Annotated in this window: 14 protein-coding genes; 2 read left to right on the top strand and 12 right to left on the bottom strand. The window is 47.7% G+C overall.

Going from position 1 to position 20,494, the window contains the following annotated elements:
* Positions 1 to 191: 191 nt before the first annotated feature.
* From B153_RS0114095 to B153_RS0114060, 8 genes are all read right to left on the bottom strand, one after another.
* The gene (locus B153_RS0114095) at positions 192 to 1,898 is read right to left on the bottom strand and encodes a RagB/SusD family nutrient uptake outer membrane protein (RefSeq protein WP_020597372.1); all 1,707 of its coding nucleotides are present in this window, start codon (positions 1,896 to 1,898) and stop codon (positions 192 to 194) included.
* Between the two features lie 13 nt (positions 1,899 to 1,911).
* On the bottom strand, positions 1,912 to 5,424 hold the full coding sequence (locus B153_RS0114090) for a SusC/RagA family TonB-linked outer membrane protein (RefSeq protein ID WP_157634691.1): 3,513 nt from the start codon (positions 5,422 to 5,424) through the stop codon (positions 1,912 to 1,914).
* A gap of 38 nt (positions 5,425 to 5,462) precedes the next feature.
* Positions 5,463 to 6,479 carry a FecR family protein gene (locus tag B153_RS0114085; RefSeq protein ID WP_020597370.1) on the bottom strand — a complete coding sequence of 339 codons (1,017 nt, stop codon included), beginning with the start codon at positions 6,477 to 6,479 and terminating at the stop codon, positions 5,463 to 5,465.
* 44 nt (positions 6,480 to 6,523) lie between these two features.
* Positions 6,524 to 7,195, bottom strand: a complete 672-nt coding sequence (locus B153_RS0114080) for an RNA polymerase sigma factor (RefSeq protein ID WP_020597369.1) — start codon at positions 7,193 to 7,195, stop codon at positions 6,524 to 6,526.
* Between the two features lie 182 nt (positions 7,196 to 7,377).
* Positions 7,378 to 9,492, bottom strand: coding sequence for an outer membrane protein assembly factor BamB family protein (locus B153_RS0114075; protein WP_020597368.1), 2,115 nt, complete (start codon positions 9,490 to 9,492; stop codon positions 7,378 to 7,380).
* Positions 9,493 to 9,533: 41 nt separating this feature from the next.
* The gene (locus B153_RS0114070) at positions 9,534 to 11,654 is read right to left on the bottom strand and encodes an outer membrane protein assembly factor BamB family protein (RefSeq protein WP_020597367.1); all 2,121 of its coding nucleotides are present in this window, start codon (positions 11,652 to 11,654) and stop codon (positions 9,534 to 9,536) included.
* A 16-nt stretch (positions 11,655 to 11,670) separates the two neighbouring features.
* The gene (locus B153_RS0114065; RefSeq protein ID WP_157634690.1) at positions 11,671 to 12,570 is read right to left on the bottom strand and encodes an alpha/beta hydrolase; all 900 of its coding nucleotides are present in this window, start codon (positions 12,568 to 12,570) and stop codon (positions 11,671 to 11,673) included.
* Positions 12,571 to 12,596: 26 nt separating this feature from the next.
* A complete protein-coding gene (locus tag B153_RS0114060; protein WP_020597365.1) occupies positions 12,597 to 13,493 on the bottom strand; it encodes a sugar phosphate isomerase/epimerase family protein in 897 nt (298 codons plus the stop codon).
* 10 nt (positions 13,494 to 13,503) lie between these two features.
* Between B153_RS0114060 and B153_RS38230 the strand changes: the two genes are divergently transcribed.
* Together B153_RS38230 and B153_RS0114055 are read left to right on the top strand one after the other, a co-directional pair.
* Positions 13,504 to 13,719 (top strand): hypothetical protein, encoded by a 216-nt coding sequence (locus tag B153_RS38230; RefSeq protein WP_211221680.1) that lies wholly within the window; start codon positions 13,504 to 13,506, stop codon positions 13,717 to 13,719.
* Positions 13,720 to 14,090: 371 nt separating this feature from the next.
* Positions 14,091 to 15,089, top strand: coding sequence for a PDDEXK nuclease domain-containing protein (locus B153_RS0114055; RefSeq protein WP_040761378.1), 999 nt, complete (start codon positions 14,091 to 14,093; stop codon positions 15,087 to 15,089).
* A gap of 186 nt (positions 15,090 to 15,275) precedes the next feature.
* Here the strand turns inward: B153_RS0114055 and B153_RS0114050 are convergent, their stop codons facing one another.
* The 4 genes from B153_RS0114050 to B153_RS0114035 all read right to left on the bottom strand — a co-directional run bounded on the left by B153_RS0114050 (position 15,276) and on the right by B153_RS0114035 (position 20,439).
* Complete coding sequence (locus B153_RS0114050; RefSeq protein ID WP_211221679.1) at positions 15,276 to 17,195, bottom strand: hypothetical protein; 1,920 nt, start codon at positions 17,193 to 17,195, stop codon at positions 15,276 to 15,278.
* A gap of 13 nt (positions 17,196 to 17,208) precedes the next feature.
* Positions 17,209 to 17,772 carry a hypothetical protein gene (locus tag B153_RS35190; RefSeq protein ID WP_020597362.1) on the bottom strand — a complete coding sequence of 188 codons (564 nt, stop codon included), beginning with the start codon at positions 17,770 to 17,772 and terminating at the stop codon, positions 17,209 to 17,211.
* Positions 17,772 to 18,908, bottom strand: coding sequence for a dsDNA nuclease domain-containing protein (locus B153_RS0114040; protein ID WP_157634688.1), 1,137 nt, complete (start codon positions 18,906 to 18,908; stop codon positions 17,772 to 17,774). The genes B153_RS35190 and B153_RS0114040 overlap by 1 nt, the downstream gene beginning before the upstream one ends.
* A gap of 217 nt (positions 18,909 to 19,125) precedes the next feature.
* The gene (locus tag B153_RS0114035; RefSeq protein ID WP_020597360.1) at positions 19,126 to 20,439 is read right to left on the bottom strand and encodes a toll/interleukin-1 receptor domain-containing protein; all 1,314 of its coding nucleotides are present in this window, start codon (positions 20,437 to 20,439) and stop codon (positions 19,126 to 19,128) included.
* Between the last annotated feature and the right edge of the window lie 55 nt (positions 20,440 to 20,494).

Genomic DNA, 20,494 nt, shown 5'->3' with positions numbered 1-20,494 from the left:
GTGTGTATATAGTTGCCCTGCTAACAAGGTATGTCACAAACGCCAACAGGTTCTGACTCAACGCAGCACAACGGATAACGATACTCTATAAACGTCAGGCATAGGCCATGCAGGAAGAAAGCCAGCCAGCATTGCTATACCGGCTTTCTGATTACCAACAGCACGGGCCGCCCCGCTACATAACATAGATCTTACCAGCCCGGATTCTGAGTCAGGGCGGAATTCATCTGCCGATCGGTAAATGGAATAGGCCACAGGTAATCCCGGTCGGTGAATTTGCGCGTAAAATGCGTTTCGCCAAACAGGTTCTTGATGATGGTACCATCCAACTGGGCCTTCGCAATACCCCACCGCCGAACATCGCTGAACTGATGACCTTCACCGGCCAGTTCAACCTTTCGTTCGTGAACAATCCGGTCGAATAGCTGCGCTTTGGTCGTTACTGCCAGCACAGCAGGGCCACTGTTCAGCCCCGGCATGCCGACGCGAGCCCGAACTTTGTTAAGTTCCACGATGGCTTTGGCTAGCTGCCCGGCTTCGTTGTAGGCTTCTGAAAGCATTAGTAGTACATCGGCGTAACGGATAATGGGGAAGTTGAAAGGCGTGTGTTCGCGGACACTCATGGCTCCGTTTTCGTTTCCCTCCGGCACAAATTTGCGCCACAAGTACGTATACCAGCCCGAATTGTTCCGGCATTGCCCGAAGTTTTCGCTCACGCCGGCTGCTACCACAAACTGCAAGGTCCGAACCTGATTGGCAACAAAACCGATGTGATAGGAATAGGGAACAATCAGGGACGCCGTCATCCGTGGGTCGCGGCTCCGATAAACTTTACCCAGCAGCGCCGTGTCAGGAATCGATGTGAGTTTGCCATTGGTATGCGTCGCCCAGAAAGCCTTGCGTTTGACCGTATTGTCTTCGTTGAATTTAGGAATAAAGTCGTTCCAGTTGAACTTCGAGCCATCCTTATTTTCGTAACTATCAGCCAATTCAGTGGTGGGTATGCTGAAGTTTCCTCCACCAAAAGAACCTCTGAATCCCATATAATAGGCGAATGGAATGCCGTACTCTAAGCCAACCCCCGCCAGCGTTTGAACCGAAAAAATCATTTCATTGCTTTTATGCCCGGCCAGCTTGAACAGATCGGCATATTTCGGATAGAGTGCGTAGCCGTAATTGTTGGACTTATTATAAACGATCTCTTCAAAATCGGCGATGGCTTTTTGCCAGTCTTTGGCGTATAGATAAACCTTACCACGTAACGCAAAAGCAGCCCCTTTCGTAGCGCGGCCATAGTCAGCCTGCGGCCAGGCAACGGGCAAATCGGCAATGGCTTCAGTGAGATCTTTCACGATAAAGGCCCGCACTTCCTCGATTGTACTCCGTGGGTTTTTCAGGTCATTGAAATCGGTATTCAGGTCGACGGATTCATTGTAAAGCGGTACGCCCCCGAAATAACTGATCAATTCGGCGTAGTGAAGTGCCCGCAGGAATTTGGCTTCGGCCACGACGGGCTTTTTTACTGCTTCGTCAATGGGCATACCCGGCACCCGGCGAATCACCTGATTGGCCCGCTGAATTTCGTCGTACTGGTTTCGCCAGAAATTGCTGATGTACGTCGTTTGTTCGTTAGCCGTTCCCAGCATGGCACTCAGATAGCCACTCTCCTGCCAGCCAAATGCCAGGCCACCCATGTTATCATGTAGGCATTTCTTGCCGTACAGGTCGTCGCGTCGCAAACCGCCATAAACACCCATAATGGCTTGTTTGGCATGTTCGGGCGTTTGCCAGAACGTTTCGGAGCTGATTCGGTCGTAAGGTACTGTATCTAATTTGACGCAGCTACCCAGCAAAGCCAGTGGGGCGGTTAGGAACAGAAATTTAATGTATCGTTTCATGGTTGGTTCTGGTTTAGAAATCAATGCTTAGCCCCACGGTCGACTGTTTCATGGTCGGATAGTTGAAACTGTCGATACCCGAATCGCCCCCCCGTATTTCCGGGTCGAAGCCTTTGAAATTGGTGATCGTTAGTAGGTTTTCCAGTGAGCAGTATACCCGAATCCCCTCAATCGACATTTTTTGCGTGACTGCTTTGGGAAGACGATACCCAAATTGAAGATTTTTGACTCGTAAATACGACTTATCGACAATCCAGAAATCACTAATTGCTTTGTTAATGGTTGTTGAGTTAGTCAACAGACGGGGGTACGTAGCATCAGTACGTCCTGGAATCCAGCGGCCATCGGCAATGTCTTTATTGATTAAAAATTGCGTGGCGGGGGTAGGTGTCCGAAAGTCATCGAGCCAGTAATCCTTGAAGCCACCTGTGCCCTGGAGCAGGCAGGAAAAATCGAAACCTTTCCACTGAAGGCCCAGGTTGAGGCCATACGTAAACCGGGGTGAGGTGCCATTGCCGACTACGTATTTATCGTCGTTATTGATAATACCATCACCATTCAGGTCTTTGTAGAGCAAATCGCCCAGTTGTGGCGTACCGAACGCAGCAAACGGGTTCACTTTTGTCCCCGACGCATTCACGGGCGCATTGTCGATGAGTTGTTTCACCAGCGCCATATCGGCATCGGTTTGCAAAATGCGATCCGTGGCCAGCACGTAAAGTACGTTGGCGGGAAGTCCTTCCTGCAACAGGTTTTCGTTGCTGATGGTCTGTTCAGTACCTTTAAACTTCGTCACTTTGTTATTGATGAAGGCCATGTTGCCGCCAATCTGGTACCGGACTTCACCCGCCCGGCCGTTCCAGTTCAGGGCTAGTTCGACACCCCTGTTACGCACGCGGGCTGCGTTCTGCTGAGGCAGTGAGGCCGTTCCGCGCACGTTCGGAGCGGGTAATCCAATTAAAATATTGCGGGTATCCTTGTCAAAAAGTTCCAGCGAGCCCGACAGGCGATTACGGAAGAAACCAAAATCGAAACCGAGGTTCGTTACGTAGGTGCTTTCCCACGTAATGATCGAGTTGGCAATGGCCGTTTGGGCAAAACCGGTTTGCAGGGTACCGTTCAGGATGTAGTTCGACGATGCATATACCGCCTGATAATCGTAGTTACCGATGCTGTTGTTGCCCAGGGCACCGTAGGACGCCCGAACTTTGAGATTATCCAGCCAGTTAATCCCTTTCATGAACGGTTCTTCCGAAATCCGCCAGCCTGCCGAAACTGATGGAAATATACCCCAACGGGTATCCCCTGCTTTAAACCGCGATGAACCATCGTACCGGACGTTCGCTTCGAGCAGATATTTTTCTTGCCAGCCCAGATTCAGGCGGCCAAAGTAGGAATTCATACCCCAGTCGGAAGCATTGCCCGATGCATCGGCATCTAGCGTAGCTGCATTCAATACGGTCAGGGATGGGTCGGTTAGGTCATATTTAGTCGTTTCGAACCACGACGATTTGTAGTATTCCTGGCTGGTTCCGGCCATTGCCTGGAGATTCAGCCCATTGGCGAAGGTGTTCTGGTACCGGATAATACCGTCCATGTACTTACGATACGTCCGTTCGCTCCGGTTTAATACGTAGGTTCGGCCCGTACCCGCCACCACAATCGAATTGGTGCGAAAACTCCAGCGATCCAGAAATACCGGCTGTTGTTCTTTCAGGTAACCCGTTTGTTCGAGGTTGAACGAGCCTTCGAGCGTCAGCCCTTTTACGGGGTTGAAAATACCGAAGAAGCGCGTTGCCAGGCGGTTCTGGCTAATGTCGCCTTTGCGGGCGTTGACCGTGGCCAGGGCATTGTTAGTTACACCACTGCCATCGGGACTGTTCGATGCCCCGTAGCGTCCGTCTGGCGAGCGATAGACCATCGCTGGCGACGTAGTAGCCGCCCATCGAAACGCATTAGAGCCGTCCAGCGCGTCGGTGCCAATATCGGTGCTGGAGTTCGTTCCGCTGGCCAGCAATCCCAGCGTCAGGTACGGTTTCACTTTGGCCTCCAGATTGACCCGGCCTGAATACCGTTGGAAGCCCGTATTTTCCAGAATACCGGGGTTGTTCAGATAGCCGAACGAGCTAAAAAATTTGATTTTGTCCGTACCGCCGTTGATCGATATGTTATGGTTCTGCGAAATCACGTTCTGTCCAAACAGGTCGCGCCAGTCGGTGTTGGGATACATCAGGGGATTTTGTCCGGCATCGTTTTTCCACAGATCGATGGACGATTGCGGGAAGGGGGGCGTAACGCCGGGAGTCGTGTTTAGCACCGACTCGTTATACAACTCCATGTGCCGGACATAATCGCTGACCATTTCGACCAGCCGCGTGGCTTTCTGAGCGGCAACGTAGCCGTTGTAGTTGATTTTTAGGGTACCTTCCTTGCCTTTTTTGGTCGTAATCAGGATGACTCCATTGGCCGCCCGCGATCCGTAAATAGCTGCTGAAGCGGCATCTTTCAGCACCGAAATCGTTTCAATATCCTGCGGGTTGAGGTTATTCATATTCGATTCGACGCCATCGACAATTACCAGCGGGCTGGCATTATTGAGTGTTCCTGAACCCCGAACCAGCAACGAAGCTCCATCGCCCCCCGGTCGGCCATTGCCCTGATTGACCGACAAACCCGGAGCCAGTCCGTACAGGCTGGAGGATACCGACGTAATGGGCCGACTCTCAGCCACTTTCGTCATGTCGATGGTCGAAACCGCCCCCGTCATGTTTACTTTTTTCTGCGTACCGTAGCCCACCACGACCACTTCTTCCAGGGCCTTCGTATCGGTTTGCAGTGATACGTTGATCTGGGTCTGATTTCCGACTGCTACTTCTTTCGACAAGTAGCCAACGAACGAGAAAACCAGTATCGATTGTCCGGTGGGTACGCTGATGCTGTACTTTCCACTGCCGTCGGTGGTAGCTCCGCGCTGAGTGCCTTTCACCACCACACTTACGCCCGGTAAACCTTCACCCTTTTCGTCTGAAACGGTGCCCGAAAGCTGGATGTCTTTAGGAACGGACTCAACAACTACTGATCGATTGATTTCCTGCTGAACGTCGCTAGGCGGAGTAGAAAGTATATCCTGTTGAATCGCTTCGGGAGTACCGGATAGCGACTTTTTAATGGGCGCGTTGCCCGCTTCTTTCGGTAACGCAAAAATGACGTAGGACCCACCAGCCTGTTTAGAAAAAGACAGATTGTTTGGCTGTAGAATCCGGTTCAGGTTTTGCTCCAGACTTAAACTCCAGTTTACGGCTGATGGCAACACCTGAATACGGCGTACTACCCGGTCAGCATAGAGTACATCGACTCTGTAGTGGTTTTTTAACTCTTGGAGTAAGGTGCTCAGTTTTACCGCTGTCGTTGACTGCTCATACGTACGTTGCTGAACCCGTGATGTCGCTAAGGTCTGGGCAGGGCAAGCCGAAACCGACAGATTGGTCAAAATCAATAGCGCCTTAAAATGCGTAGAGGTCTTCATTGGCAGAAAGAAGGGAATAGGAATAAAAAAGACAGGCATTAATTGGCTCGGGCCGAAAAGGTTACTTTTTTGCCACGGCGAATGGCCTGAATGTCAAGGGCTTTGGATAATGAAGTGAGCAGTTCATCGGCGTTCGTGGCTTTGAATGAACCAGAAACCGTTTCTCGTGCCAGAGCCGGATCGGGAATATCCACTTTGAGGCCATAATTGTCGCGCAGGAGTTGGGCCACCTGACTCAGCGGAGTGGCTTCGAACACAAATAATTCGTCTTTCCAGGCCGAAAACCGTTCGGGATTGGCGACGTGTTTTCGTTGAATTTTCTGATCAACGAGCGTTACTATGTCGCCGGGCTTCAGCATAATGGGTTCGGTTGGTTTACTGCTTTCACTTTGTAGCGCCACCTTCCCCTGATTGAGCACCACCTGCATCCGGTTGGTACGGCTGTAGACGGTAAACTCCGTGCCCAGCACCACCACATCCAGGGCATTTGGTGTTTTCACGATGAACCGTCGATTGTCTTTTGTGTGCGTGACCGTAAATTGGGCCTCTCCCGTCAAAAATACTTCCCGGTTTTTCTGTCCGAACAATGCCCATTTTAAACCAAACCGGGGGACTTTGAGTGTCGAGTTGGCGTTCAGTGTCACGCGGCTACCGTCGTCCAGAGTCCAGCTACGAAACTGGCCGGGTTGAGTGGCGTATGTCCGGTTCATGATCTCCGACCGAAACCCCCAGGTAACTAACAAAATGGCTGATACAGAGGCCGCTATATACCAGCTGTTTAGGCGATTAAAAATAAACGTCCGCCTGTTAGGCGTGTTGAGCGGTTGGGATTGAACAGCGGGTTGCCGTGCTACGTAGTCCCGATACCGGTCGATGGCCGCGGGCACATCAGTCATATACTGGGGGTGTGCCAGTTCCCAATCGACCAGGCATTTGTAGAAAAATTCTTCGTTTTCTGGTTGCCTGGCCCATTCGTCGATGTATTGTTTTTGAACGGCTGACGCGCGCCCACTAAAATAATCGAACAGAAGGTCTTTCGTAATGAGAAGATTCATGGTGAGTCAAATGTTCAGGTTGACAGAAGCTGAAAGCACGCGGGTTAGTGGAGGGAAAACAGAGCCAGAATAGTGATCAACAACCACTTGTCTTTCAGAAGTTTTCGAATAGCCTGACTGGCTCGATATACCTGCGTTTCTACGGTTCGCACCGAAATCTGCAAGTCGTCGGCAATGTCGCGCAGTTTTTTGCCCTCGAACTGATAAAGCAGGTAAATCTTCCGGCGGTCGAGTGGCAACGTATTGATGGCCCGTTCTACGTCCTGGCAGAGTTCTTCGTATTGCGTTATGGCATCGGGTTGCCGGTATTCCTGTACGGAAAACGTGCTGGCGTCTTCCAATGGCGATTTACGGCTCAACTCCCAGCGCAGGTAGTTGTACGCCCGATTACGGGCCGTTCTGAACAGATAAGCCCGGTACGAAGTCGTGATCTGACTAAATAGCTCTTCTGAATAGAACTGATAAAAAATCTCGGAAACCAGATCTTCCGCTACCTCCCGCGACCCTACGAAGCGTACCGTGTGCGTACAAAGCGGTTGGTAATAGCGTTTATAAAGCAATTCCACACCCTGTTGCGGGTTGTCCACCAGGGTTTTTCGAATAAACAACTCGTCGTCGCTAAACGACGCCTGAAAAGGGGTATCGTCCTGATCCAAATCGGTTTCAATACGTATTGGCTGGTTTGGCTGCCGAAAAACAGATACAATTTGCCCCATAACTCAAAATTTATCTACGTGTATCTGGAAATACTACGTTCTCAGTTCTGCAACAAGACAAGTTAAGGGGTATCGACTACGTACAGAGGATTGAAAAATTTTGTTATTTTTTAGTAAAAAATATTGAGTGATGGTTCTGTAAATACCCTGGCGCGGCCTAGTGAGGTGTAGGGTTAAGGTATTTACGGCAGGGCGAAGGCTACAACCTGATTACCTTTTTTGGTGCCTAATTTCGTTCCGCCACAGGCAATGACGACGTACTGTTTGCCGCCAACCTGATACGTACTCGGCGTAGCGAATCCTGCGGCCGGGAGTTTGGTCTCCCACAGAAGCTTGCCCGTTCGTTTATTATAGGCCCGAAACATCCCATCCCGCGTAGCGGCAATGAACAGGACCCCTCCCGCTGTAATGACCGGACCACCGTAGTTTTCGGTACCCGTAGCTGGAATGCCAGCGGCTTTCAGTTCCGGATATTCGCCGAAGGTGTTTTGCCAGACCCGCTTACCCGTGTTCAGATTGATGGCCGTGAGCGTTCCCCAGGGTGGTGCAATGGCCGGATATCCTTTGCTGTCCAGAAACTTGTTGTAACCCGTCGTTTTGAACGGTAGTTGCGGCCGCTTCGTGGTGCCAGCCTTCGCGACGCCCGTTACTTCATGTTTTTCCTCGCCGAATAAAAAAGCGATGAGTGCCTGTTTCTCGCCAGCTTTTAAGGTGGTAAAACCCGGCATCATGCCTTTGCCATTGCTCACAATCTGCTCAACAAAGGCCCTGTCGCGCCGTTGCCCAATATCGACCAGCGACGGATAACCGCTTTGGACATTGCCTTTCCGTTCACGCCCGTGACAGGCCGAGCAGGTCAGCGTATAAATCCGTTCGCCTGGGCTCAGGTGCGCCAGTTCATCCTGCTTTGGGGCATCGATCATGGTTAATACCCAGGCCATTTCATTGGCATTGACGTAGAGAATACCATCAGGATCAACGGCCGAACCACCCCACTCGGCTCCCCCATCGTAACCCGGAAAGATCAGCGTTCCCTGCTTGTCGGGGGGCGCGAAGTAGCCTTTTTTGATCCGTCGGAAAATGGTCTTCAGCGAGTCACGATCGGTACTGTAGGGGTTCAGGTCGGCTTCGGTGAGCGATTGTCGCGAAAAGGCAACGGGTAGTTGAGGCTGGGGTTGAGTGGGCCAACTGGCTTCGCCCGGTAACTGACTTTTCGCTACAGCTACTTCCCTGATAGGGTACAACGATTTACCCGTCACACGGTCAAACACCAGTATATGCCCCGATTTGGTCGACAATGTAACGGCATCGATCTTCCGGGGTTTACCATCCGACCCGGTTTTTGTAATTGTAACCAGATTCGGTGGCGACGGGAAATCCCGATCCCAGATGTCGTGGTGCACAAACTGGTAATGCCAGAGTCGTTTGCCCGAACGGGCATCGAGCGCCAGCAAACAGTTGGCAAACAGATTCTGCCCTTTGCGGTTACCGCCATAAAAGTCGAAGGCTGCCGAGCCGGTCGGTACGTAAAGGATGCCCCGTTGCTGGTCGATGGCCATGCCTGCCCAGTTGTTGGCTCCGCCCACTTCCGTATTTTTCCAGGTATCCTTTGGCCAGGTTTCGTAGCCAAATTCGCCCGGATGCGGAATGGTGTGAAAAACCCAGGCCAGTTTACCCGTTCGGACATCGAAGGCCTGAACGTAACCCGGAGCCGCATCGGCCCCTTCCGACAACCGCACGGGCATCACAATCAGGTTCTCGAAAATAGTGCCGGGTGTATTGGAAATCACGAACTTATCTTTCGCCGACTCCCCCAGGCCACTACGTAGGCTGATACGTCCATTTTCACCAAAGCTGGGAATGGGTTGACCCGTTTGGGCATTTAATGCATATAGCCACACGCCACTGGTAAATAAAATCCGGTTATCGGTTTGGCCATCGGTCCAGTACGAAACGCCCCGGCTGGTGCTGGAGCCAGACTTGAAGGGGTTGCCGAATCGCCATAATTCGCGCCCGGTGGCGGCATCGAGGGCAAATACCTGAAGAGCCGACGAAATGCCATACAGGACTCCGTTAACGATGATAGGGTTCATCTGCATCTGGCCTGTATCAGGGGCCGAATACGACCAGGATACTTGTAACTTTGTTACGTTGTTAGTATCGATTTGAGTTAAGGTCGAATAATGGTTACGGTCGGGACCGCCGAGGTATTCGGGCCAGTCGGTACCATCTTTCCAGCGAGGAAAAAAGGCAAAACAAGCTATAAGAACGGCCAGCAAGAGAATCGGTCGAAGCATAAAACTCAGCGTAATTCTTTATTACTTTTATAGACTATAGACTAATCGCTCAAACAAAAAGCTACGTATCGATCCCCCGATTTGGTGTTCAATTTGCCACCCCCACAAGCGATAACAACGTACTGTTTACCCCCAATCTGGTACGTACTGGGCGTAGCGTAGCCAGCCGCCGGAAGTTTCGTCTCCCAAACCATCTGCCCTGTTTTGGTATCAAACGCCCGAAATTTCTCATCCCGACTGGCAGCAATGAATACCAGTCCACCCGCCGTCACCAGTGGGCCACCGTAGTTATCAGTTCCCGTAATGGGCACACCTTTTTTCGTCAATTCGGGGTATTCGCCCAGGGGCACCTGCCAGCGGTGTTCGCCCGTGTTGAGGTCGATAGCCGTCAGCGTTCCCCAGGGCGGACTGCTCACCGGATAGCCATTGTGGTCATACCAGCGGTTGTAGCCCGTATGCTGATACGGAATCATAGCTTTTTGGGTAGTCGCAACGGGTTTTTCGGGGATTTTATTGAATAGAAAATCGACTATGGCGTTGCGTTCAGCTTGCGAAATATGCGAAAACGACGGCATCATGCCCCGGCCTTTCTCCATCACCTGCATCACCTGCTCCCGCGAAATCCGGCTGCTCACCTGTAACAACGACGGGTACGATCCATCGTGATTGCCTTTGCGATCCTGACCGTGACAGGCTGAGCAATAAAGCTGATACTGGCTGTTGCCAGCCACCGCTTTGTCCAAATTGGCCGTCGGTTGCCGACGGGGAATCAGGGAGGTGTAAACCGGCACTTCTTTCGACGGTACGTAGAGAATACCATCTGGGTCAGTAGCCGCTCCACCCCACTGCGCACCGCCATCCGTTCCCGGAAAGAAAACCGTCATCTTACCGGTCAACGGAATGTAGGGCTGGCCAGTGTTGGCGGAACGGAGCACGCCCACCAACGAATCGCGGTTGGCGGCAAACGGGTTAATTTCTTTCTCGGTAAATGCCTGACGAGCAAACGGAGCCGGTAGCTGCGGAATCGGCTGGGTCGAGCTGGCCTGCTCACCTTCCACCACCTCCTGCGGGAACGGTGTTTCTTTGATTGGAAAAATTGGCTTGCCTGTTACCCGGTCGAATACGAACGTAAAACCCTGCTTGGTAACGATCGCCACTACGTCGATTTTCTGGGACTGGCCGTCTGAGTCTTTTTGACTGATGGTCAGCAGATTCGGCGGAGCGGGTGGGTCGCGATCCCAGATGTCGTGGTGAACAAGCTGATAATGCCATAGCCGTTTGCCCGTAGCCGCATCCAGTGCCAGTAAACAGTTGGCGTACAGGTTAGCCCCTTTCCGATTGCCGCCGTAAAAGTCGTGTGCTGCCGAGCCGGTTGGCGCGTAAAGAATTCCGCGCTGTCGGTCGATGGCCATGCCCATCCACGGATTAGCGGCTCCAATTCGTTCGCGTGGGTTTTCGGGTTGCCAGGTTTCGTAGCCGGGTTCGCCTTTAGCCGGGATAGTATGAAACGTCCAGACTAGTTTGCCCGTGCGGGTATCGAATGCCCGAATGTCGCCCAGCAAAGCTGTTTCGCTTTCGGCCACTCGCGCTCCCACGATAAGCAGGTTTTTGTAGATGGTGTTGGGTGTATTGGACGTAACGTAGTTGTCGGCTCCCGGACGTTGGATGCCGATTTTGAGGTCGATCCGTCCGTGGTCACCGAAGCTGTCGATGAGTTTGCCCGTTCTGGCATCGAGTGCGTGCAGCCACGATCCAGCGCCAAAGAAAATACGTTTATCTTGTCCGTCTGCCCAATACGTAACCCCCCGGCTGAGGGTGCCATCCTTATCCGTCAAGGCCGTTTTCCAGATGGGTTTGCCTGTAGCCGCTTCTACTGCAAATGCCTGAATATCCGCCGATACGCCATACAACAGGCCATCGACGATGATAGGATTGCACTGCATCTGGGTTCGGTTTCGGGCGGTATCGGCCCCACCTGATGCATACGTCCAGGCTACTTTCATCCGATTGACGGTAGTTTTGTTGATTTGGTCAAGGGGCGAGTAATGACTTCGGGCACCATCGCCGTTGTATTCGGGCCAGTCGGTATTGAAATCTGCCATCTGGAAGGCCAGTACGGCAGCGAACACCAGACCACTAAGAACGATCACTCTTTTTCTCATACTGGCTTTAGCCTAATTACTTCGTATTGGGGAGCGGTTTCAGGTACCCAAGGCGGGTCAAAAACTGATCGGTCAGGCCGATAATCTGTTTGTTAAGTTCTGGATTGTTGTTGAAGAAGCCATGTTTCTGCCCTGCAAACCGGTGTAATTCACAAAGATTACCAGCGGCTTTCATGCGCTCACAAAACTCTTCGGCATTCTGAATCGGTACGGTGGTATCGGCCTCGCCATGAAACACAATGGCCGGTGGCGTGCCGGGCTGCACATGCGCCACAGGGGAAAGGTCTTCGGCCCGGTCGCCCAGCCGTTCGTAGCCATAGCCACCAGCGGTCGTTTTAGTCACCGGATTGAACAAAACGAGGGCATTGGGTTTGGTGCTGACCGATGTATCTTCACCGGGTTCATTGATTCGATCCAGTAGAGCCGTAGCTAAAGCCAGATGCCCACCCGCCGAGCCACCACTGGCCACAATTCGGTCCGATTGAATACCTAATCGACTGGCATTTTTACGTACCCAACGCATGGCTGAACGAGCATCCTGAACGGCTTCGAACGGTGTGGTTTTGTGCCGACTCGACACCCGATAATCGAACGCTACCGCAATCATACCCCGGTTGGCAAAATAGCGACAGGCATTTTCAAACTGCGTGACACTGCCGCGTATCCAGCCGCCCCCAAAAAAGAAAACGATTGCAGGATAGGTTTTTCCGGACTGGTAATCTGGCGGATATACGATACTCGCCCGCAAATCGGTTAGTCCGACTCGTTTATAGATTTCGACCTGCGCTCCCGGCAAAACGCGTTGCGCCAGTTGCCCTGTATCACGGCTCTGTGCCGACGTTATACAGGGCCTAAGTAGCCACAGTATAACCAGCCCAAACGGGTACACAAACCACCTGTTGATTGCCTTCTTCATCAATTGATACGTTGCTGGCCCAGTAGCTAAAAATACGACTGGATGGCCTTCGGATAATCGGCAAAAGCGAGTTCTGGTTCAGGGATTTCAGGGTGCCACATTTTTTCCCATTCAAAACTATAGTAGCCTGAATACCCACCCGCTTTGAGCGCGTCGATGGCTTCTTTCAGGGGTGCTTCGCCTTTGCCAATGAACGTGTAGGCGGGTTTGCCGGCCACCATGCTGCCATCTTTGATATGGGTATGTCGGATGTATTTTTTTAGTGTCTGATACACCTCCGCCGGGGGTTCTTTGGTAATCGACCACATATTGAAAATATCCCAGATCAGTCCCACGTTCGGATGCTCGGCTTTTTGCATAATCTGGACCAATAAGTCTTTCCAGACCACCTCGCCGTGCGATTCGAGCAATACCGTTACGTTGGCACCCTTGGCGTACTGGCCCAGATCAAGCAGGTTTGCGCTGATGAGGTCGATGGTCTGTTGGCGATCCTGGTCTTTGGGTAAATCGTTAGGGAAAACCCGAACATAGGGGCAGGTCAGTTGGCCAGCCAGGTCGATAAATCGTCTGGCTTCGTCCATGTTTTTCTGCCGCCTGGTCGCGTCCATGTAGTGCAAGTTCGAGGATGCACCTAAGTTGCAGAGTTTAAGATTATTGTCAGCAAACAACCGGCGTGTTTCAGCAATAGCCGTACTGAACTCCGGGCGTTTAGGCAGGTACATTTCTTTCTCCAGCCCCCTGATTTCGACGGCCTCGTAGCGTTCGTCCACGGCCGTTTTAACGATTTTCGACAAGGGCCAGGTCGGGCAACCCAATGTTGAAAAAGCCAGGCGTGGTTTGGCTTTTCTGGCGCTAAAGCCCAACGCTGAGGCTCCAGCCAGCCATACGGCGGTTTTTAGAAATGTTCGGCGTGTTGTGGCCATACACATAGGTGTGAAAACCGATACTGGTTGTTTATGCAGTTTTTATTGGCCGGGCGGGTGGATTCAAATTCATAATCCAACGAATTTAGTGCCTTTAGATGGAAACTATCAAGTGTCAGCAAAACAAACCAGTTATGATTCATTGGAAAAACAACCGGTTCGTATCAACTGCCAGAAGACAAGTAAAGCGGCTTTAACTACTTACATGACATTTGACAATTTTTAGTACTACTTGGATAAAACACACTCACCAAGTAGGTATCCAGGAAATGTTCGGGTAATGTGTCTTGTGCTAAAATCGCTCGATTGTGGGGTGTCTTGCCCTGATTACTCTCGGACGTTTTTCTGAACAGTGGTCGAGTAGGAGGGAATGGGCTGGAAACGGCCCTTTTTGCGTTCAATAAACCCGTTCAGTTTAATAGTTCAGCACTTTTTACCAAGTAGAGATTTATCTGAACGAATGACCTCCATCTGAGTACCTTGCTTATATACTCTGATCGCCTATCCTTCATCCTTTATTGAGTAACTTCGCCGTTGGGAATTTGTGTCTGTTACGATCCCATTTTACTCAAAAAGACTTCTTTGCTTTCCCGTTAAATGGATCAATTAGTTTCTGAAATTCGGCAGATTATTCATCAATCAAGAGAAAGTGCGGCTCGCTCTATCAATCATGCTTTAGCCCTTATGTACTGGCATATTGGCCGGGTTATTGTCGAGGATGAACAGCAAGGTCAAGACCGGGCTACGTATGGTAAAGGGCTGATTAAAAACCTGTCAAGTCAATTAGTTGCCGAATATGGCGAGAACTTTTCCAGCCGAAATCTCCAGTTAAGCAGACAGTTTTACCTCACCTATCCAATTGTGAACTCACTGAGTTCACAATTAACCTGGACGCACTATAAAGTCTTGGTGCGCCTAGAAGACGCTAGTAAGCGAGCGTTCTACCTGGCTGAGACGGAGAAAAATGCCTGGACAGTGCGGCAACTGGAACGACAGATCAATAGCCTTCTGTATGAACGGCTATTAATGAGTCAGGACAAGGAAAGCGTTTTAGCTATTGCCCAATCGCAGGCTAAGCCAACAAAGCCCCATCAAGTGATTAAAGATCCTATGGTGTTAGAATTTTTGGGCTTAAAACCACAAGCCAGTTATTACGAGCATGACATTGAAAGCGCCATCATCACCCATATTCAGGAATTTCTGCTGGAGCTAGGCAATGGTTTTTCTTTCGTTGCCCGGCAAAAGCGGATCATCATTGACAGTGACGAATTCAAAATTGATTTAGTCTTCTACAATCGATTATTACAATGTTTTGTGCTGCTGGATCTAAAAATGGATAAGATCACTCATCAGGATTTAGGCCAGTTACAAATGTATGTTAACTACTATGACCGTAGTATAAAGGAACCCTACGAAAATCCCACCATTGGTGTTCTGCTGTGTGCAGATAAAAATGACGCTGTAGTCCGGTATACACTTCCAGAAAACAATACCCAACTATTTGCCAGTAAGTACCAACTCCATTTACCAACGGAACAACAACTCATTGACGAGATCCGTAAAGAATTAACAGATAACGAGAATGAGCCACTTTAGCTCATTCTATGCTATGTATTGCCTAAAGATTTGGGCATTTTATAAAACTTAAATAATTAAAATTGAATTGTATTCTCAATACGAGCCAGTTCGACAAAGTATTTAAAATACTGACTATAGATGGAACAGAACTTTCGTTGCTTTTGAGTTTAATTTTATGGCAATTAACGGAATCTAGGGCAGTTCCTATTTATAAGCTCCCTCTAAAGTAATAGTGTTAACGTTTTCAAGCTCCTCAAACGCTTCTCCTGCAATAATAACTTGAACTGTATTATTTGCCGATTCACAGAGTTCTATAAAAGGTTTTATTAAATAATTCTCGGAAGACTTTACGTCACCGTCGGCCAAAACAGGAGGAAAATCAATGATTAGTAATCCAGGGTAATTATAGGTGTTTTGTAAGCTCAGTTTTAATAACCCGTAATGGTAAGCGAGTAAAAAATATGTTTTAGGCTTGGCACCGATGGAATACCAATTGGTCCTACCAACTCGAAAGTTGAAGCGCTTGTCATTCAGGTATAGCCTGATCCGATTGTTTCCTTCCGTAAAAGGCCACCGATCCGGTCTAGTAGCGGCTATTTTATTGATGTATTCCATCATCCCATCACACAAGTCATCGGCTCCCTGTTCGTATTCTATGGTTTCGGTATTTTTAGGAAGATCATTAATTTGTCTTTGAATTAACGCATTGAGATCATCAATCTTTTTTGAGAGTTCATCTCTGTAATTTAAAGTCTTTAAGACGCGGTTGAAATTCTGAATTTGTTCTTCCAGCTTACCCCGACGTAGATCGAAGGCACTTACCTGGGCTTGTACAAGACCTGAAAGCCGTTGTTTCAAGGGAGCTAATTGTTGATCGATTGTGATTAACGAGTCATACAATAGCGTATGTTTATGCATTGACTCCTCCTGTTCACCTTTTATTCGCTCAATTAATTCCCGCAGTTCTTTTCGTTCACTGTCCAATTGATGAAGCTCAAACTCAACACGGTCTTCGTTCGCAGAATGATTTAAAGGTTGATGGCATAGAAAACAGGTATCTTCATCTACCGGTTTCGGGTCAATTTCCTGATCACAGGCTGGGCAATGCGTAATTTTAATGTCAGCCAGTAACTCACCAGCTGATTTTGCGCGATTTAGTTTACTATACTCGGAGTCAACCGACTTGAGTAAATTCGCAAAGCGATTCAACTTTTCAGCTTCTCGTTTCCGCAATTCTGCCGAAGTCTCTAAATCCTGAACGATACGGGCTCGATCTTCGGTTAACTTAATCTCTAAAGCTACATCCGGCTTAGCCTCATCTAACGAAGCATTAATCCCGTTGGCAATGACACTTTGTCGTTGGGCAAGTAATACCTGTGACTGATCGCGAAGTTCCCTAATGCGCTCATTCAAGGAATCTACCGTAACAAATGTTATACTCTTTTCACCGGCAGGAAGCAGACGTTTCGTGATCTGGTCAAGAACTTCCTGAAATTGATCTTTTTGGGCTTGAAGGCGAATTAACTCCTTGCGCTTGTCAATAAGTTCATTGCCCAAAGGAGAAAAGAGATATTCGGCTAAACCAAGAAATTGACAAATGGCCGCATGTTGTTCACTTTCCGGCTGCTTATCCGCCAAATCGCCCCAGAACCGTTCTTGACGATAGATATGCCTGAATAATATACGGAACGTAAGTTCAATCCAAGCACCATCCTGATAAGGGTTGCCTTTGGGAAATTTTATAACAGGGATTGATAGCTTTTCTAGAATAAATTTTGAGAATTCGGACGCATCATAGGCTTGGTTGTCAACAAGAATTTTAGATTTTAATCCTTTCTGTTTCCACTTGCGTTCGATTAAATAATCTACGTTATTAATTTCAATAACCACACTCAGTTCGTCGAAAATCTCATACAAAAATTGACCATCCCGGTCGTCTTTATTAAGCGCGTCTTCTACCGATCCGGCATCACCCAGCAGGTAATCCAACATCATCAGCCAAACAGTCTTTCCACTGTTTGAAGCACCAACTAATAAATTGACGCCACTAGTAAACTCAATCATCTCTTTTTCGCCTAAAGAGTTGATGCGGGTAATATTTTTAACCAGCAATTTTTCACTCATATGGTCGGTGGAATCAGATAAGATCATCTAAGTTTTTTTCTTTGACTTCTTCGTCAAAAACCTTATAAATAAGTTCTTTTAAAAAATTGCCTGTTTTCCCACCCAGTAATTTTTTAACGGATTTCATGCGTTCGGAGACTTCGCCAAACTCGTTATGGGCAAGGAGTTGTTCAGCAATGGACTTTCCCAAATTAGTGAGGACGAAATTATAGGCACTACCATTTTTTATAACCTTAATTAAGCCTCTAGCTTCCAAGTAAGGTATAACTTGGTAATATCGTTTATCCCAAGGCCCATAGTGAAACCGGACCATTTTTGATTCAACATCATCACTTTGTATTGAATCCGTACTGCTCAAATGAGCGGCTACTTTGTTGAAAAAAGCAGGATACCGAACAAAGAAATCAAGTTTAGCTAACTTAGTTAATCCTTCAATTTTTGACGTTTTTGTTTTTGAATCCTTAATGCCGCATACTTGGATTAGCAGTAATAGTCGAGAAGCATGAAACTCGATTAGATCATCTGAGGAAAGTGTCTTCCCTGATGAGAACCCCTTAAGATTAAGAATCGATCTCATCAGTTTTCTACAGTAAAACGCATCAAACAACGGTTCGTAACCTGATAAAAAAAGCCTACTGCAATATGCTCTGGTAAAGAGAATTCACGTAGTCTATCCTTTTCTATCACTTTGTAAACCTCATCAATGCAGAATTTATGAAATTGCAGCGAATCAAAAGAGCTGCTTAGACTATATTGATAAGATTGTAACCGTGGTAGCAGAGACATAACCTCGTCCTCTAGTCGTTTGAATGCGGTTGGACCACCGTAATAATCTGGATCCAAACGTGCTTCTCGGTAGCGCCAATGCAAATCTTCCGCTGTAAGGACAAGAGGGGCTGGTAAGCCTGCATCCTGCATTTTATCACGAAGTGGATTGTCAGATCGACTATAATTTAACAAAACTGATAGTGTCCTATCAAACCAGTCATTTAGGTAGCTACGAGTAATTTTATAACACCCGGGAAAAGCCGTCAAATTTTTTGATGAAGCTTCTTTCACTAAAAAGAGAAGCTTCATGTACAGTTCGTCCCTATGCTCAGGTACCAAGTTGACCCTTTTACTCTTGAACACTTGCTCAGAGAGGAGTTTATTGTGATTTTCAACTTGTAAAACGTCATCAGGACGTTTGTCCCACCGGCAGTTATCAACCCAGAAATCAACACCTACACCAGATTCCGGTACGACTACATCTCCTCCTAAACGCCTTTTTATCTTTGTAACTAATGCCTTCAGTTCTTCTGAATCATTAATACACGGACGACCAGAAAATCCAAGTTTTAATAGTTCTAAATCAGCGTGAACGTCATAAGCCGTTACAATCCGAAACGTTGAGGTTTCTGTACAGCGATACTGAAACAAGGATTTTTCAAGCAAAGATGATCCAGGACCACTATCACGATGTGTGATTGATTTTACTGACCATCTAGAAGGAAGATTATTGGATTTGACCTGAACAAACTCGACGCGAACTTCGGGTTGGTCACGCCATAAAAGCGTGATATCATCATGGGTTTCAAACCAAATTTCTTCGAGATCTTCCCGAAGCAGCATGTCCAAGCAAAAGCCTGCGCCAATATGGTCTTGATAGTCAAAACCAGTTCTCGCATGACGACCGCTGATATCAATAGGTTGTAGTTCGTAAATCGATTTCACCAAATCCTGCTCACTTTAAAGTTAGTCAACGTTAAAAAGGCGGCTATCTGCGGGCATGCCACGACAGATAGTAAGAAAATAAACCAGTGAGGTCTACTTAAATAGTACAATTTTTGTGAAAATAATTATCGGCAACTAAAAACTACATCTCAAGACACTTTTACTTGTAAGCTTTTGACTAGATGGTCAATGGGATGTAATTATGCAGTTTATTAAGTCAATCATCGAAACTTATACGTTTACTTGCCTCATCAATGTATTTTCTATGTTGATCCTTTCGTAACTGTAATGATTCTGCTTCTTGTTGCTTCTGCTTTAAAATCTCAGAGTAACGACTGTTGGCAACGTCTACGGCTAATTTCAACGTCTTTTTATGGTAGCGCTCTACTTCTTCTATGGTAGTACCGTCTAAATAGATTTTGTTACCAATGACAGAAGCTATACCTGGCCGGTGCATAGACGTAAATTCCGAGGGCCTGTCGAATGCATCAATGAACAAATGTATCCATTCGGAATTTGGCCGTTTGTTCAACTCAAAAGGTATTTTATATAGACTACTACCCCTTGAACCGTCATTTATTGGCTGTGTAACCTCATCAACTACTATTCCTTTTATTTTTACGTTATCATTTTCACCAGGAATTGATGAGTTTGCCGATATGGAGCTTTGTCGGAATCTATCAGGAATGAGGCCCAGATTAGGGGCAACTTCTCGGGCATTAAATATAGTAGTCAGTAAATCTTCAAAGTTGTGATCAAAGTGGCTGCTAGTTGATAGATCAATATAATATTTGCCTGCAAGCCAGGAGGGGAGTGACTCATGTTTAGTTCCATACTTTAATATTGGAATAAACTTTCTATGATTACTACCCGCTGCAACCTCAGCAGTCATTATATCTCCTTCATAGCCAACACCACCCGTTCTGTCCTCCGACTTCTTTTTGTAAGCAGGGGTACACACGATCAAGACATAAGTATTCTCTCTGATCGACTTTTCCATAAAGTGTGTCATCTGATCACCAGGGACCATTGCCCATTGATCTATTATCGCATCAACTCCGTTCTTTCTCAAATCAGTTGCTAACTGTTTCACCCATTTTTTTAATTCATCACTTTCCCAAGCATAGGAGATAAAAACGTTAGGATGTCCTGATGATACCGGTTTAGATGCCAGCTCTACTTTGTCTTTATCCGACGGTTTATGTTGATGAAACGAAATTTCATCTTGCGTATAAAACTCATCAGTTGGTTGAAAACTATTTTTCATTTCCTCTGCAGTCTCATACAATCTGTTGATTAGTATACTTCTATCTGATTCGTTCATTTCGAGAAGTATATCATAGAAGTAATCTTTCCTACTTGTACTTTTATTATCACTTTTTCTACTATTGATAAATTGAGTATAATCAGGAAAGTATGGGTCGATCTCTCTTACCACACTGATAAATTTACCACCCGAAAAATATGACTCCTTTCTGTTTAATACTTCCAGTAATTTATTAAATTCTCGAGCAAAAGTAAGATTGTTCATAGCTTTGTTGTCTATTGATGGTTGAACTACATTATATTCGCTTTGGAATAAAATG

Origin of the sequence: Spirosoma panaciterrae DSM 21099 (genome assembly GCF_000374025.1) — a bacterium.
Lineage (GTDB): Bacteria > Bacteroidota > Bacteroidia > Cytophagales > Spirosomataceae > Spirosoma > Spirosoma panaciterrae.
The sequence above is the reverse complement of the archived record's forward strand: the minus strand, read 5'-3'. Positions and strand labels throughout refer to the sequence as shown.